The sequence below is a fragment of the Thioclava sp. F28-4 genome, from assembly GCF_002020045.1.
GTDB lineage: Bacteria > Pseudomonadota > Alphaproteobacteria > Rhodobacterales > Rhodobacteraceae > Thioclava > Thioclava sediminum.
In genome coordinates, this window is record NZ_MPZQ01000001.1 from 634,375 (window position 1) to 647,004 (window position 12,630).

General features: G+C 64.3%; 13 protein-coding genes. 11 read left to right on the forward strand and 2 right to left on the reverse strand.

The genetic code is table 11. From position 1 onward, the window contains the following. Positions 1–116: 116 nt before the first annotated feature. From BMI87_RS02800 to BMI87_RS02830, 8 genes are all read left to right on the forward strand, one after another. Positions 117–1,133, forward strand: coding sequence for a Hint domain-containing protein (locus tag BMI87_RS02800; RefSeq protein WP_146681486.1), 1,017 nt, complete (start codon positions 117–119; stop codon positions 1,131–1,133). 85 nt (positions 1,134–1,218) lie between these two features. Next, on the forward strand, positions 1,219–2,004 hold the full coding sequence (gene rpiA / locus BMI87_RS02805) for a ribose-5-phosphate isomerase RpiA (protein WP_078519635.1): 786 nt from the start codon (positions 1,219–1,221) through the stop codon (positions 2,002–2,004). Positions 2,005–2,145: 141 nt separating this feature from the next. After that, positions 2,146–3,498, forward strand: coding sequence for a glutathione-disulfide reductase (gene gor / locus BMI87_RS02810; RefSeq protein WP_078519636.1), 1,353 nt, complete (start codon positions 2,146–2,148; stop codon positions 3,496–3,498). Between the two features lie 55 nt (positions 3,499–3,553). Then, positions 3,554–4,735 carry an FtsH protease activity modulator HflK gene (gene hflK / locus BMI87_RS02815; protein WP_078519637.1) on the forward strand — a complete coding sequence of 394 codons (1,182 nt, stop codon included), beginning with the start codon at positions 3,554–3,556 and terminating at the stop codon, positions 4,733–4,735. Then, positions 4,732–5,667: a protease modulator HflC gene (hflC, locus tag BMI87_RS02820; RefSeq protein ID WP_166741438.1), complete on the forward strand. Its 936-nt coding sequence runs from the start codon at positions 4,732–4,734 to the stop codon at positions 5,665–5,667. The genes hflK and hflC overlap by 4 nt, the downstream gene beginning before the upstream one ends. Beyond that, a complete protein-coding gene (locus BMI87_RS21945; RefSeq protein ID WP_083079137.1) occupies positions 5,667–5,858 on the forward strand; it encodes a DUF2065 family protein in 192 nt (63 codons plus the stop codon). The genes hflC and BMI87_RS21945 overlap by 1 nt, the downstream gene beginning before the upstream one ends. 175 nt (positions 5,859–6,033) lie before the next feature. Next, complete coding sequence (locus tag BMI87_RS02825; protein WP_078519638.1) at positions 6,034–7,506, forward strand: DegQ family serine endoprotease; 1,473 nt, start codon at positions 6,034–6,036, stop codon at positions 7,504–7,506. A gap of 153 nt (positions 7,507–7,659) precedes the next feature. Next, positions 7,660–8,136: an SRPBCC domain-containing protein gene (locus tag BMI87_RS02830; protein ID WP_078519639.1), complete on the forward strand. Its 477-nt coding sequence runs from the start codon at positions 7,660–7,662 to the stop codon at positions 8,134–8,136. 176 nt (positions 8,137–8,312) lie between these two features. Here BMI87_RS02830 and BMI87_RS02835 read toward each other — a convergent pair whose 3' ends face one another. Continuing rightward, positions 8,313–9,551, reverse strand: coding sequence for an MFS transporter (locus BMI87_RS02835; RefSeq protein WP_078519640.1), 1,239 nt, complete (start codon positions 9,549–9,551; stop codon positions 8,313–8,315). A 110-nt stretch (positions 9,552–9,661) separates the two neighbouring features. After that, complete coding sequence (locus BMI87_RS02840; RefSeq protein ID WP_078519641.1) at positions 9,662–10,225, reverse strand: peptidoglycan-binding protein; 564 nt, start codon at positions 10,223–10,225, stop codon at positions 9,662–9,664. 166 nt (positions 10,226–10,391) lie between these two features. Here BMI87_RS02840 and BMI87_RS02845 point away from each other — a divergent pair, with 166 nt between their 5' ends. From BMI87_RS02845 to BMI87_RS02855, 3 genes are all read left to right on the forward strand, one after another. Next, positions 10,392–10,715, forward strand: a complete 324-nt coding sequence (locus BMI87_RS02845; RefSeq protein WP_075776110.1) for a 2Fe-2S iron-sulfur cluster-binding protein — start codon at positions 10,392–10,394, stop codon at positions 10,713–10,715. Then, positions 10,715–11,476, forward strand: coding sequence for a VCBS repeat-containing protein (locus BMI87_RS02850; RefSeq protein ID WP_078519642.1), 762 nt, complete (start codon positions 10,715–10,717; stop codon positions 11,474–11,476). The genes BMI87_RS02845 and BMI87_RS02850 overlap by 1 nt, the downstream gene beginning before the upstream one ends. A gap of 115 nt (positions 11,477–11,591) precedes the next feature. Further along, the gene (locus BMI87_RS02855; RefSeq protein WP_078519643.1) at positions 11,592–12,542 is read left to right on the forward strand and encodes a cation diffusion facilitator family transporter; all 951 of its coding nucleotides are present in this window, start codon (positions 11,592–11,594) and stop codon (positions 12,540–12,542) included. The last annotated feature ends 88 nt before the right edge of the window (positions 12,543–12,630 follow it).

Consider the following 12,630-nt stretch of genomic DNA (forward strand, 5'->3'; position numbering starts at 1 on the left):
GTTCGCCCCCGGATCAACAGCCCCAAAACGACCCCGCCACGCGCAAAAGCAACATCGTTGACGCGATATTCAGGATTATCGCGCAGCCTGAGCGGCGAAAGGCTGTGGTGGGCACGATGCCGATTTTCGGTGCATGGCAATTTTCGGACCTGATCGTCTCAGGCCCGGACCCGTTCGGGTCGAACGCGTTGGCGAATGCCGATGCGGTGGGTGCGACCAGCTTCACGATCGATGCCGCTGCTGCGGTGCAGATGATCGATCTGACCGATGACGACACAAATCTCGAGGATGCCGACGGCTCGCAGGAACTCACCGCCCCGATGACATTCGACGGCATCGCCTGGGGCGCGGGCGCGGCGGGCGATGTCGAGATCGAATACAGCTATGTCATCCGTCCGGCGGGCTCCTCCGATCCGGCCGACAATATCACGATCTTCGTGCTCGAATTCGAGGGCGACGTGCATGGCATCGCGTCATCTCACCGCCTTTTCGCGGGGCAAACCTATGAAATCGTCGCAATCGAAAGCAACGATCCGGTCATTCCTTATAGCGATCTCGCGGTCTGTTTCGCGCGCGGCACCCGGATCGCGACGAAACTCGGCCCAGTCGCAGTTGAAGACCTGCGCCCCGGCATGAAGGTGCAGACCGCCGATAATGGCTATCGCGAATTGATCTGGACGGGACGCTGGCGGATGACGGGCCGCGACGGGAACGCGCCGATCCGCGTCGCGAAAGGCGCGCTTGGCAATGACCGCGCCTTCGAGGTTTCCGCGCAGCACCGGCTGCTGGTTCGCAGCCGCGCGGGAATCCTTGGCGGGCGGGAGCATCTGATCCCGGCCAAGGGGTTGCTCGATCTGCCGGGGATCGCCCGCGCGCCGCGTCCACGGATCGAATGGCTGCATCTGCTGTTCGAGGCGCATGAGATCGTTTTTGCGGACGGGGCGGCGGTAGAAAGCCTTCTGCCCGGCCCGATGGCGCTGCGCGGGGTCGACCCGCAAGCCGCCGCGCGGCTGCGTGCGCTGATGGCGGAGAACCCGCTTCTCACCCAGCCCGCGCGCCCGATCCTGCCGCCGGGGCAGGCGCGACGCCACGCCAAGCAGGCAGGCGGGATGCGACAATTCCTCCTGCGCTGAAGACAGGCCGACAAAGCCCTCGCCTGAGCGGTTGTGATTGCCTATAAGCGTCGGCAACTCAGACTGCCCATGAATGGAGTGCCAAATGGCTGCCGACCTCTCCCCGATCGACAAGGCGAAATTCGCCGCCGCCCGCCGTGCCGTTGACCTCGTTGAAGACGGGATGCGTGTGGGCCTCGGCACCGGCTCGACCGCTGCATGGATGGTGCGCTGCCTTGGCGAGCGTATCCGCGACGAAGGTCTGCAGCTGATCGGGGTGCCCACCTCGACGCGCACCGCCGATCTCGCCCGTCAGGTCGGTATCAAGGTCGTGGCGCTCGACGAAGCGAAATGGCTCGATATCACGATCGACGGGGCGGACGAATTCGACCCCGACCTGAACCTCGTGAAGGGCGGCGGTGGGGCGCTGCTGCAAGAAAAGATCGTGGCCACCGCCTCCGATCAGATGGTCGTCATCACCGATGCCTCCAAGGAAGTGAACCATCTGGGCGCCTTCCCCCTTCCCGTCGAGGTCGTCCCGTTCGGCTGGCAGGTTACCCGCGCGCTGATCGAGGAACTGCTCGACTCGATGGACGTGATGGGCCGCCAGACTTCGCTGCGCCTGAACGGCCAGCAGCCCTTCGTGACCGATGAGGGCAATTACATCGTCGATCTGCATCTCAACCGCATCGGCAACCCGCGTCAGCTGGCGCTGGTGCTGAACCAGATTCCCGGCGTGGTCGAGAACGGCCTGTTCATCGACATCTGCGACAAGGTCATCATCGGCGGCACCGACGGCAAGGTCGAGATCCGCGACATCAATGAGGGCACGGTGGCCAACGAGACCATCGAGTTCGCCGAGGACGAGAATATCTTCCGCGATATGGACTGATCTTGGCGCAGGACGCGCGCCCCGGGGATGCAACGCTGTGACGCATCCCCGCCTTGCGCGCGTCTTTCCGTCCCCGCCTTGCTCCTGAGCGCATGGACCGCTAAGCCAAGACGCAAGGAATATCAGGAAGGAAGGCGCCCCATGAGCTTCGACTACGACCTTTTCGTCATCGGCGGCGGTTCTGGCGGGGTGCGGGCGGCCCGGATTTCGGCCGGGCATGGCGCGCGCGTCGCATTGGCCGAGGAATACCGGATGGGCGGCACCTGCGTGATCCGCGGCTGCGTCCCGAAGAAACTGATGGTCTTCGCCTCCACCGCGCCGGCGGCCATCGAAGAAGCCCGCGCCTATGGCTGGAGCGCGGATGCGGGTCAGTTCGACTGGCCCGGCTTCCGTGGCAAGCTCGATGCGGAGCTTGACCGGCTCGAAGCGATCTATCGCAAGGGGCAGGAAAACGCGGGCGTGAAGGTCTTCGACCAGCGCGCCACCGTGTCTGGCCCGCATGAGGTCACGCTGGCCGATGGCACGAAGATCACCACCAAGCATATCCTCGTCGCGGTCGGCGGACGGCCCTTCGTGCCCGAATTCCCGGGCTGCGAACTGGTGATGACCTCGAACGACATCTTCAAGCTCGACACCCTGCCCAAGCGCATCCTGATCGTCGGCGGCGGCTACATCGCCTGCGAATTCGCCTGCATCCTCAACGGATTGGGCGTGGAGGTCACGCAATACAACCGCTCCCCTCTGCTACGCGGCTTCGATGGCGAGGCGCGCGATCTGATCGTGGACCAGATGCAGGCGAGCGGCATCGACATTCACACTCATGTCGTGATCACCGAGATCGAGAAGACCGAGAACTGCCTGAAAGTCACCTGCGGCGACGGGCGCGAGGACGAGTTCGACGCGGTGCTCTACGCGACGGGCCGCACGCCGAACACCGAAGGGCTCGGCCTCGAGACCGCGAGCGTGGAGCTGGGCGAGCGCGGCGAGGTCATGGTCGACGAATGGTCGCAGACCAACGTGCCCTCGATCTTCGCGGTGGGCGATGTCACCGACCGCATCAACCTGACCCCGGTCGCGATCCGCGAGGGCCACGCTTTCGCCGACACCGTCTTCGGCGCCAATGCCCGCGCCTCGGATCACGAGCTGGTGGCCTCGGCCGTCTTCACCCAGCCCGAATTCGGCACCGTCGGCATCACCGAGGAAGAAGCCGAAGAACGCGGCAATGCCGAGGTCTACGTCTCGAGCTTCCGGCCGATGCGCTCGAGCTTTGCGGGCTCCGACGCGCGCGTGCTGATGAAATTGATCGTTTGCCGCGAGACGCGCTGCGTGCTGGGATGCCATATTGTGGCCCCCGAAGCGGGCGAATTGATCCAAATGGTCGGCATCGCCGTCAAAATGGGGGCAACCAAGGAACAGTTCGACGCGACTTGCGCGGTCCACCCGACCATGGGCGAAGAGCTCGTGACCATGCGGAACCCTGTAAGACATTATTGAAATCACGGAAAAGATACCCAACTGTCCGACAAGATAACGGAAAGGTGAGGAGCATATGAGCAACGGAGGCCCCTGGGGCGGCGGAGGCGGTGGCGGCGATGACCGCGACGACGACCGCGAAGACAAGCGTCCCGGTCAGCGACGTCCCGGTGAGGGCGCGCAAATCCCGGAAATCGAGGAATTCATGCGCAAGGGCTCCGAGCAGCTCCGCGTGCTGATGGGCGGCAAAGGGGGCGGCAATCGTCCCAACCGTCCCAATGGCGGCGGAGGCGGCAAGAGCCCGTTCCCGATCAAGTCCGCCGTGGTCATCGGCCTTGTGGCCGTGGTTGCGATCTGGCTCGGCTCCTCGCTCTACAAGGTGAACCCGGAAGAGCGGTCGGTGGAACTGATGTTCGGTCGCTATTATGAGACCAAAGGCCCCGGTCTGAACCTCGCGCCGTGGCCCTTCATCACCTATTCCAAGGTTCCGGTGACGCGCGAACAGACCGTCGATATCGGTTCGGGCCGCGCAGGCACGAACGATACCGGCCTGATGCTGACGGGTGACCAGAACATCGTCGATCTCGAATTCCAGGTGGTCTGGAACATCAGCGATCCGGCGAAATACCTGTTCAACCTCGGCGATCCGCAGGACACGATCCGCGCAGTGTCGGAATCCGCGATGCGCGACATCATCGCACGTTCGAACCTCGCGCCGATCCTGTCGACCGCACGCGGCGAGATCGCCGCCGATCTGCGCACCGCAGTGCAGAAGACGCTCGACAGCTATGATGCGGGCATCAACATCGTTCGTGTGAACTTCAACCGCGCCGACCCGCCGCGCGAGGTGATCGACAGCTTCCGCGAGGTGCAAGCCGCCCAGCAGGAGCGGGACCGTCTCGAGAAGGAAGCCGACGCCTATGCCAACAAGGTGACGGCAGGGGCTCGCGGTGAGGCCGCTCAGGTCAAGGAAGAGGCCGAAGGCTACCGCGCGCAGATCGTGAACGCAGCCGAAGGTGACGCCGCGCGCTTCAACTCGATCCTCACGGAATACGAGAAAGCGCCCGAAGTGACCAAGCGCCGGATGTTCTACGAAACCATGGGCAAGCTGCTGCAGAACGTCGACAAGGTCGTCGTGGACACCAAGGACGGCGCTGGCGGCGTCGTGCCGTATCTGCCGCTGGATCAGCTGCGCAAGAACTCCAGCTCGGCGTCCAACACCACCAACTCGGCCGCTAACACGGGAGGAAGCAACTGATGCGCGGACCTATCGCAATTGCCGTTCTCGTTGTTCTCATCTTCCTCGGACTGAATTCGGTCTTCGTGGTGGACGAGCGTGAAAAGGCCCTCGTGCTGCGCTTCGGTGAGGTGCAGCAGGTGAAGACCGAGCCCGGTCTCGGGTTCAAGATTCCGGTCGTGGACACCATCGTGAAATATGATGACCGCATCCTGAGCCTGACCACGCAGCCGCTCGAAGTCACGCCCGAGGACGATCGTCGTCTCGTGGTCGACGCCTTCGCCCGCTGGCGCATCGTCGACGCGGTGAAATTCCGCGAAGCCGTTGGCGCGGGCGGTGAGACGACCGCAAAGAGCCGGATCGACGGCATCCTGAACAACGCGATCCGCGAAGTTCTGGGCTCGGTCCCCTCGACGGCTGTGCTGTCGGATGACCGGACGCCGCTGATGAACCGCATCCGTGATCTGGCACGGCGCGAGGCGCTGTCGCTGGGCGTGGACGTGATCGACGTGCGTCTGACGCGCACCGATCTGCCCGAGCAGAACCTCGCCTCCACCTATGGCCGGATGCGGGCAGAGCGTGAACGCGAGGCCGCCGACGAGCGCGCCCGCGGCGCAGAAGCAGCACAGCGTATCCGTGCAACCGCCGACCGTACCGCGGTCGAGGTCACGTCCGAGGCCAAGAAACAGGCCGAGATCGTGCGCGGTGAAGCCGATGCGCAGGCCAACAAGGTCTATGCGGATGCTTACGGCAAGGATCGCCAGTTCTTCGCCTTCGTGCGCGCGCTGCAATTCTACGCGCAATCGATGAAGACGCAGACCTCGTCGCTGGTGACGCAGCCCGACAGCCTCTACTTCGATTACGGGCGCTTCCTGCGCTCGATCGGGGAGAACCCGGGGCCGGAAACCGGTGCAGGCCGGGGCAGTGCATCGGCGAGCCAGGTCGGCCAGTGATGGCGATGCTCTTGACCGGTCTGGGACTGGTCCTTGTGATCGAGGGGCTGGCGCTTGCGCTGGCCCCTTCGCGTATCGAGGAGGCGCTGGATATGCTGCGTGCCATGTCGGCGGGCCAACGTCGCGCCCTTGGCCTTGCGGCTCTGGCGACGGGCGTGGCGATCCTCTGGGCGCTGCGGCAGTTCGGATAATCGCCCCCGCGCCCGCGCCTCAAACGCAAGAGAGCGCGCCTTCAGCCCCCTGCGACGCAATTTCCTGTCGTGAATTTTGGCGAATAACTTCCCTTCGCCCCTCCCTGCTCCTACATTTCAAATCAAAGAGAGCATCGCGCCGGTCTCCCGCACCGGCGAAGCAAGGGAGAGCCATATGACAATCCTCACCGGACCCGGATCCATGCTGCGCGCCGGATTGAGCGCCGCCACGCTTGCCGTGGCGCTCGCCTGCGCCCCTCTGGCCGGGCCCGCCTATGCCCGCGCCGCCCCGGAAAGCTTTGCCGAACTCGTCGATCAGGTATCCAATTCGGTGGTGAATATCACCACCTCGACCACGGTGGCCGCGCCGACCGGCGACATGCCGAACTTCCCGCCCGGCTCGCCCTTCGAGGATTTGTTCCGCGATTTCGGCCTGCCGAACCCGAACGCCCCCAATGGCCCGAACGGGCGGGGCGCGCCACGTCGCTCGAACGCGCTCGGCTCCGGCTTCGTGATCTCGGAAGACGGCTATATCGTCACCAATAACCACGTCATCGAAGACGCCGACGAGATCGAGATCGAGTTCTTCTCGGGCAAGCGTCTCGACGCGAAACTGGTGGGCACCGATCCGAAGACCGACATCGCGCTCTTGAAGGTCGAGAGCGATTCCCCCCTGCCCTTCGTCGCCTTCGGCGACAGCGACGCCGTGCGCGTCGGCGACTGGGTGATGGCGATGGGCAACCCGCTGGGTCAGGGCTTCTCCGCCTCGGCCGGGATCATCTCGGCGCGCAACCGCGAGCTGTCCGGCAGCTATGACGACTACCTTCAGACCGACGCCGCGATCAACCGCGGCAACTCGGGCGGTCCGCTCTTCGACATGGAAGGCGAGGTCGTCGGCGTGAACACCGCGATCCTGTCGCCCAATGGCGGCTCCATCGGGATCGGCTTTTCTATGGCGTCGAACGTGGTCGCGAAAGTAGTCGAACAGCTCAAGGAATATGGCGAGACGCGGCGCGGCTGGCTGGGTGTGAAAATCCAGGACGTCACCGCCGACATGGCAGAGGCGATGGGGCTTGAGGCCCCCGAAGGCGCACTTGTCTCTGAGGTGCCCGATGGCCCCGCCAAGGAAGCCGGGATCGAGGCGGGCGACGTGATCACCTCCTTCGATGGCGGCGAGGTCAAGAGCACCCGCGATCTGGTGCGTCGCGTGGCCGATGCGCCGGTGGGCGAGAAGGTCCGCGTGACCGTGATGCGCGATGGCGAGGCCAAGACGCTTCTGGTGACGCTGGGCCGCCGCGAAGCCGCTGAGGGCGAACAGCCCCCGAAAGCCGTGCAGGCCCCGCAGGAGGTCGAGAAGGACATGCTCGGCCTGACCGTGACGCCGCTGACGGATGACCTGCGCACCGAGATGGGCCTGACGAAAGAGGCCAACGGCCTCGTCATCAAGCAGATCGACGAGACCTCCTCGGCCTATGAGAAAGGGCTGCGCGTCGGCGATCTGATCACCGAGGTCGGGCAGAAGCCGGTCTCCGCGGTAGATGATTTTGAAGAGCGCGTGCAGGCGGCGAAGGATGCGGGACGCAAGTCGATCCTGCTGTTGATCCGCCGCGCTGGCGAGCCGCGTTTCGTGGCCCTCCCCGTGGAGTGATCCGCACGTTTCAAAACGATAGAGAAGGCGCCCCGCGGGGCGCTTTTTGCAGTAAATGGTGCGCGTGAGGACGTTGAAGGCTCGAAGCGCAATGGCCGCTTCGAGCCCATGCTGTCATCTTCTGCGGCGCGGCAAGTCATGTTAACCTAAACTATGAACTCAGAACGTATCGACCGAGCAGAGCGAAAAATCGCGTCTTCCGCCGAAGCCATCTATCATGCTTTCCTTGAGCCATCTTTGCTTGAGAAGTGGCTGCCGCCAGAAGGGATGACTGGCAAAGTCCATGAGATAAATGCTTCGGAAGGCGGCGGCTACGTCATGAGCCTCTATCACGGTGAGGCAACGCCGACAGTACCCGGCAAGACAACCGAACACGAAGACAGGTTTCAGGTTGTGTTCGACGAGCTTACGCCCGGAAGGCAAATCGTGCAGCGGGTTGTGTTCGACGCGACCGATCCAAGTTTCGCGGGCGCGATGAAACAGACCTGGACACTTGAGAGTTCTGGGCAAGACATCAAAGTGTCAGTCGCGTGCGAGAACGTGCCAAAAGGCATCTGTCCCGAGGATCACGCAGTCGGTCTAAGCTCGTCGCTTCAGAACCTCGCAAGGGCAGTCGAGGCTACGGACTGACAAGCCTTTGGGTATTGCAGTCAAGGTCGGCTTTGGCCGCTTAGCCGACATCCGCCGCAGACAGCTCTCGAAGTTCCCGTCGGGAGCTGCTGATCGACATGGCTTTGCGCCTACTAATGCATCCGGCCCCAAGCTACACCATTTACTGCATGGGGCTGACCCGCGGGGCGCCTTTTTCATTGTGCCGTTTCGCGCGCCAGCACCCGGCGCGAGGCGACCGTCAGGCTCCCGGCGGCGATCACGCACCAGACCGCCATGCCCAGCATCTGGGTCGGCAGCTCCACCCCCATATCGATCAGCACGCCCGTGATCCCCGGCCCCACGGCCGTCGAGAGCACCATCGAGGCCACGATGATCGCGCGGATTCCGCCGAGGTTCTTCACTCCGTAGACCTCGGGCCAGAGCGCGCCCATCAGCGTGCCGGAAAACCCGTTCGACATGCCAAGCAGCGCCATGAAGGCATAAACGCCCCAGACCGGCGTGACCAAGGCCACCGTCAGCGAGGCCAAGGTCAGCGGGGCCAGCACGAAGGGCAGCAGGCGCAGCGCCCCGAACCGGTCGATCAACCCGCCGCAGACGAAGCCGAAGCCCACCGTCGCGATCGACATCACCGGGAAGGCGGCTGCGAAGGCAAGCGGGGAGTAGCCTCGCAGCTCGGTCAGGTAGCCTTGGTGGAAAAAGATCACCGTGCCGATGAAGGGCGGCGCGAGCAGCCCCGCCAGCAGCATGTAGAGGACCGGATCGCGGATCACCTCCGACCGGGTCCAGTCGCGCGCGGTGCCAGAGGCGCTCGATTGCACCTCGGTCGCATTGGGCACCCGCTCGACCTGCATCAGCCTCATCAGGAGCGGCCAGGCGATCAAGACCAGCACCCCGGCCGAGAGCCACCACGCGAGATGCCAGTTGCCGCTCACCTGCGCGATCAGCACCACCAGAACCGGCAGCACCGCAGAGCCGAAGGGCTGGCCCGGGACGATCAGCGACATCGCCTTGCCACGGCTCGCGACGAACCAGCGGCCAATCTCGGTGAAGGCGATCTCGGTCATCATGCCCTGCCCGAAGAGCCGCAGCATGTAGATCGCCACCGTCAGGAAGATCAGGTTCGGCGCGAGCGTGATTCCGACACAGGCCAGCGCGAGCAGCGGAATGGTGAAGCGCACAACCTTCCAGCCGGGCATCAGGTCGAGCGTGCGCCCCAGAAACGGCAGCGTCGAGGCCGAGGCCAGCGTCGCCACCATGTAGAGCGCCCCGAAGGTGCCGCCCGACAGGCCGAAAGTGGCACGGATGTCATTGCCCGACAGGCCGATGAAGAAGGTCTGCCCGAAGGATGAGAACAGCGTCAGCAGAAACCCCGCGCCGAGCCAGCGGGCATTGTCGCGCATGAAGCGCAGGTTGCTGCCGAAAAGCTTTTGCATGATGCCCCCTGATCCCTTGGCCCCCGGTTAGAGACCGTTCCTCCCAAAGGCACAACCCCGCCGCCTGCGCAAAGGGGTGTGCGGCGATGCGATGGCGGGCGCGGACGACCTCAGTTCGACCAGATATAGAGGCCCAGTTCCTGCGCGGCGCGGACTGAGAGCGTCGGGCTGTCGAGGCCGCGCGGCGCCTGATAGGCCGCGATCGCGCGCCCCGTCGCCGGGTCCAGCTTGCCGTCGGCGGGGCCGGAATAAAGCCCGCGCAGCGCCAGCGCGCGCTGGGTCATCGCAACGAAAGCGGGCGTCAGATCCTCCGAACAGACGGATTCGAAATAGCGCGGCTTGCCGCTGTCGACGAGCTTCTGGCCGCTCAATTCGCGATAGATCGCGGGCTGCGTGACCTTGCCGGTCTTCGGATCGCGCTGTTCGGGGAGGACCTGCACCTGCCCGGTCACGGTCTCGACCTTGGCCGGGCCTTTGAGTTGGGTGAAACATCCCTGCGCGTCGTCGGCGGGCGGGCGGCTTTGCAGCACATGGGCGAGCGTCTTGGCGGGCGGATCTTTTGGCGCGGCGTCCGAACCCTGCGCTGAGGGCTGACAGCCCGCCAGCCCCATCGTCACACCCAGCGCCACCAGCACCGCCCGCGCCGTGCCGAAGTTTTCAGCGATCTGCCGCATTCTCGTCTCCGCCTGCCTTGGCCGGCACACTAGCCGATATCTACGCTGCGGCAATCCCTTGCCCGTGACAGCCCACCTCTGGCCAAATCGCCGAAAGCAGCTTAGATCACTTGCGACCGGCCCCGCCGGCAAGCGCGTTTTGATTACGAACAAGAGGCCCCGAGCTATGGCGAAAATCACCTATGTCGAATTCAACGGCACCCGTCACGAGATCGACGTGAAGCCCGGCATGACCGTGATGGAAGGTGCGCGCGACAATGGCGTGCCCGGCATCGACGCCGATTGCGGCGGCGCCTGCGCCTGTTCGACCTGCCATGTCTATGTCGACAAGGACTGGATCGAGAAACTGCCTCCGCGCGATCCGATGGAAGAGGACATGCTCGACTTCGCGTACGAGCCCGATCCCGTCACCTCGCGCCTGACCTGCCAGATCAAGGTCACGGACGAGCTCGACGGCTTGATCGTCAACCTTCCCGAAAAGCAGATCTGATGCGCCGCGCGGTGGCCCTCGCCTTCGCGCTGGTCACCGCTGCCGCCCTGCCCGCGCGGGCCGAGATCACGCTCGCCGCGCGGTTCACCGAGCCGACGGACCGCTATGGTCACGGCGCGCTCGGCCCCGATCATGAATTCGCAAATCTTCAGATCGACGTGTCCCGCAAGGCGGGCAACCCCAAGGGGCTGTTCTCAGGCCACAGCACGCTGACCTATGACCTGCGCCTCGATCCCGACATGGTCTATGAGGACACGGCGCCGCGCCTGAGCGATCTCGACGGTGACGGCATCGACGAGGTGATCGTGGTGCAATCGCATCTGAAGTTCGGCTCGCGGCTTCTGGTGCTCACGGTGCAATCGGGCAAGCCGGAATTCCTCGCCGCGACCGATTTCGTGGGAGAGCCGAACCACTGGCTCGCGCCCATCGGCGTCGCGGATTTCGATGGCAACGGGCATCGCGACATCGCGCTGATCGACGCGCCGCATCGGTTGGGCGTGCTGCGCCTCTTCGAGTATCGCAACGGCGCTTTGCACCCGACCTTCGCGGGAGGCAAGTTCACCAATCACCGTTTCGGCTCTGACACGATCCTGGGCGGGGTGCGCGATTGCGGCTCTGGTCCCGAGATGATCGTCGCCAGTTTCGACTGGTCGGAACTGCTTGCCCTCTCGGTCACGTCCGCAAACGCCGTGAACTGGACGCGCCTTGGCCGCGACACCTCGCCTGCGGGCTTCGCGAAAGCGCTGAACTGCAACAGCTAAACCCTGCCGCACCGGCCTCGGGAACCGCCCTACCCTCGCCCTTGTTACTCCTGCATCACGACACCGGCACGCGGTCGTTCCTCCCCGTCGCGCGCCCCGATGCAGGATCCCAGCCATGGCCGAAGCCCAAGCCTCCGAAGAAAAGCCGATTGCCGTCTATGGGGCGCTCGCGGCGAACCTCCTGATCGCCATCGCGAAATTCATAGCCGCGGCCTTCACGGGTAGCTCATCCATGCTGGCGGAGGCGTTCCACTCGGTGGTCGATACCGGCAATGAAGGGCTGCTGTTGCTGGGCCACAAGCGCAGCAAGAAGGAACCGGACGAGAAACACCCGTTCGGCTATGGCAAGGAGCTGTATTTCTGGTCGCTCGTCGTCGCGATGCTGCTGTTTGCGATCGGTGGCGGGCTCTCGATCTATGAGGGCATCGTCCATATCCAGAACCCCGAGCCGATCGAGAAACCGATCTGGAATTACGGCGTCCTCCTCGTGGCCTTCCTCGCCGAGGGCACGTCCTGGGTCATCGCGATCCGTCAGCTTCTGAAGCAGCGCAAGCCGGGCGAAGGCTATTTCAAGGCCTTCCGCCGCTCCAAGGATCCGTCGATCTTCGTCGTCGTCGCCGAAGACAGTGCGGCGCTTCTGGGTATCCTCGCCGCCGCACTTGGCGTCTATCTCTCGGTGACGTTCGAGAATCCGTTCTTCGACGGCGCGGCCTCCATCGTCATCGGGCTCATCCTGATCGTCGTCGCGATCATCCTCGTCTACGAGACCCGCGCGCTGATCATGGGCGAAGCCGCTGACCGCGACGTGCGCAAATCGATCCGCGAAATCGCGACCGGGTTCGACGAGGTCGCAGAGGTCAAACGCCTCCTGACGATGCATTTCGCGCCCGATCAGGTGCTGGTGAATATCGAGCTGAAGATGCGCACAGGCCTCTCACCCGAAGCGATCTTCCACGCGGTGGAGGCAGTGCAGAAGAAAATCCACGAAGCCCACCCGGAGGTTTCGAGCGTTTTCCTCGAAATCGAATCCCTGCGCAGCACACAGCCCGAAAACGCGGCGGCCTGAGGCCGCGCGCTGCGCTCCTGACGCGATGCCGCTTTTCACCGCAACGCCGTCGCTTTCTCCCGCGCCCTTCCCGGGACTCGGGGTGATT

Bases quoted from the DNA above. Each gene is read 5' to 3' on its own strand.
- BMI87_RS02800 (WP_146681486.1), top strand. From the start codon at position 117: ATGCCGATTTTCGGTGCATGGCAATTTTCGGACCTGATCGTCTCAGGC.
- rpiA (WP_078519635.1), top strand. From the start codon at position 1,219: ATGGCTGCCGACCTCTCCCCGATCGACAAGGCGAAATTCGCCGCCGCC.
- gor (WP_078519636.1), top strand. From the start codon at position 2,146: ATGAGCTTCGACTACGACCTTTTCGTCATCGGCGGCGGTTCTGGCGGG.
- hflK (WP_078519637.1), top strand. From the start codon at position 3,554: ATGAGCAACGGAGGCCCCTGGGGCGGCGGAGGCGGTGGCGGCGATGAC.
- BMI87_RS21945 (WP_083079137.1), top strand. From the start codon at position 5,667: ATGGCGATGCTCTTGACCGGTCTGGGACTGGTCCTTGTGATCGAGGGG.
- BMI87_RS02825 (WP_078519638.1), top strand. From the start codon at position 6,034: ATGACAATCCTCACCGGACCCGGATCCATGCTGCGCGCCGGATTGAGC.
- BMI87_RS02830 (WP_078519639.1), top strand. From the start codon at position 7,660: ATGAACTCAGAACGTATCGACCGAGCAGAGCGAAAAATCGCGTCTTCC.
- BMI87_RS02835 (WP_078519640.1), bottom strand. From the start codon at position 9,551: ATGCAAAAGCTTTTCGGCAGCAACCTGCGCTTCATGCGCGACAATGCC.
- BMI87_RS02840 (WP_078519641.1), bottom strand. From the start codon at position 10,225: ATGCGGCAGATCGCTGAAAACTTCGGCACGGCGCGGGCGGTGCTGGTG.
- BMI87_RS02845 (WP_075776110.1), top strand. From the start codon at position 10,392: ATGGCGAAAATCACCTATGTCGAATTCAACGGCACCCGTCACGAGATC.
- BMI87_RS02850 (WP_078519642.1), top strand. From the start codon at position 10,715: ATGCGCCGCGCGGTGGCCCTCGCCTTCGCGCTGGTCACCGCTGCCGCC.
- BMI87_RS02855 (WP_078519643.1), top strand. From the start codon at position 11,592: ATGGCCGAAGCCCAAGCCTCCGAAGAAAAGCCGATTGCCGTCTATGGG.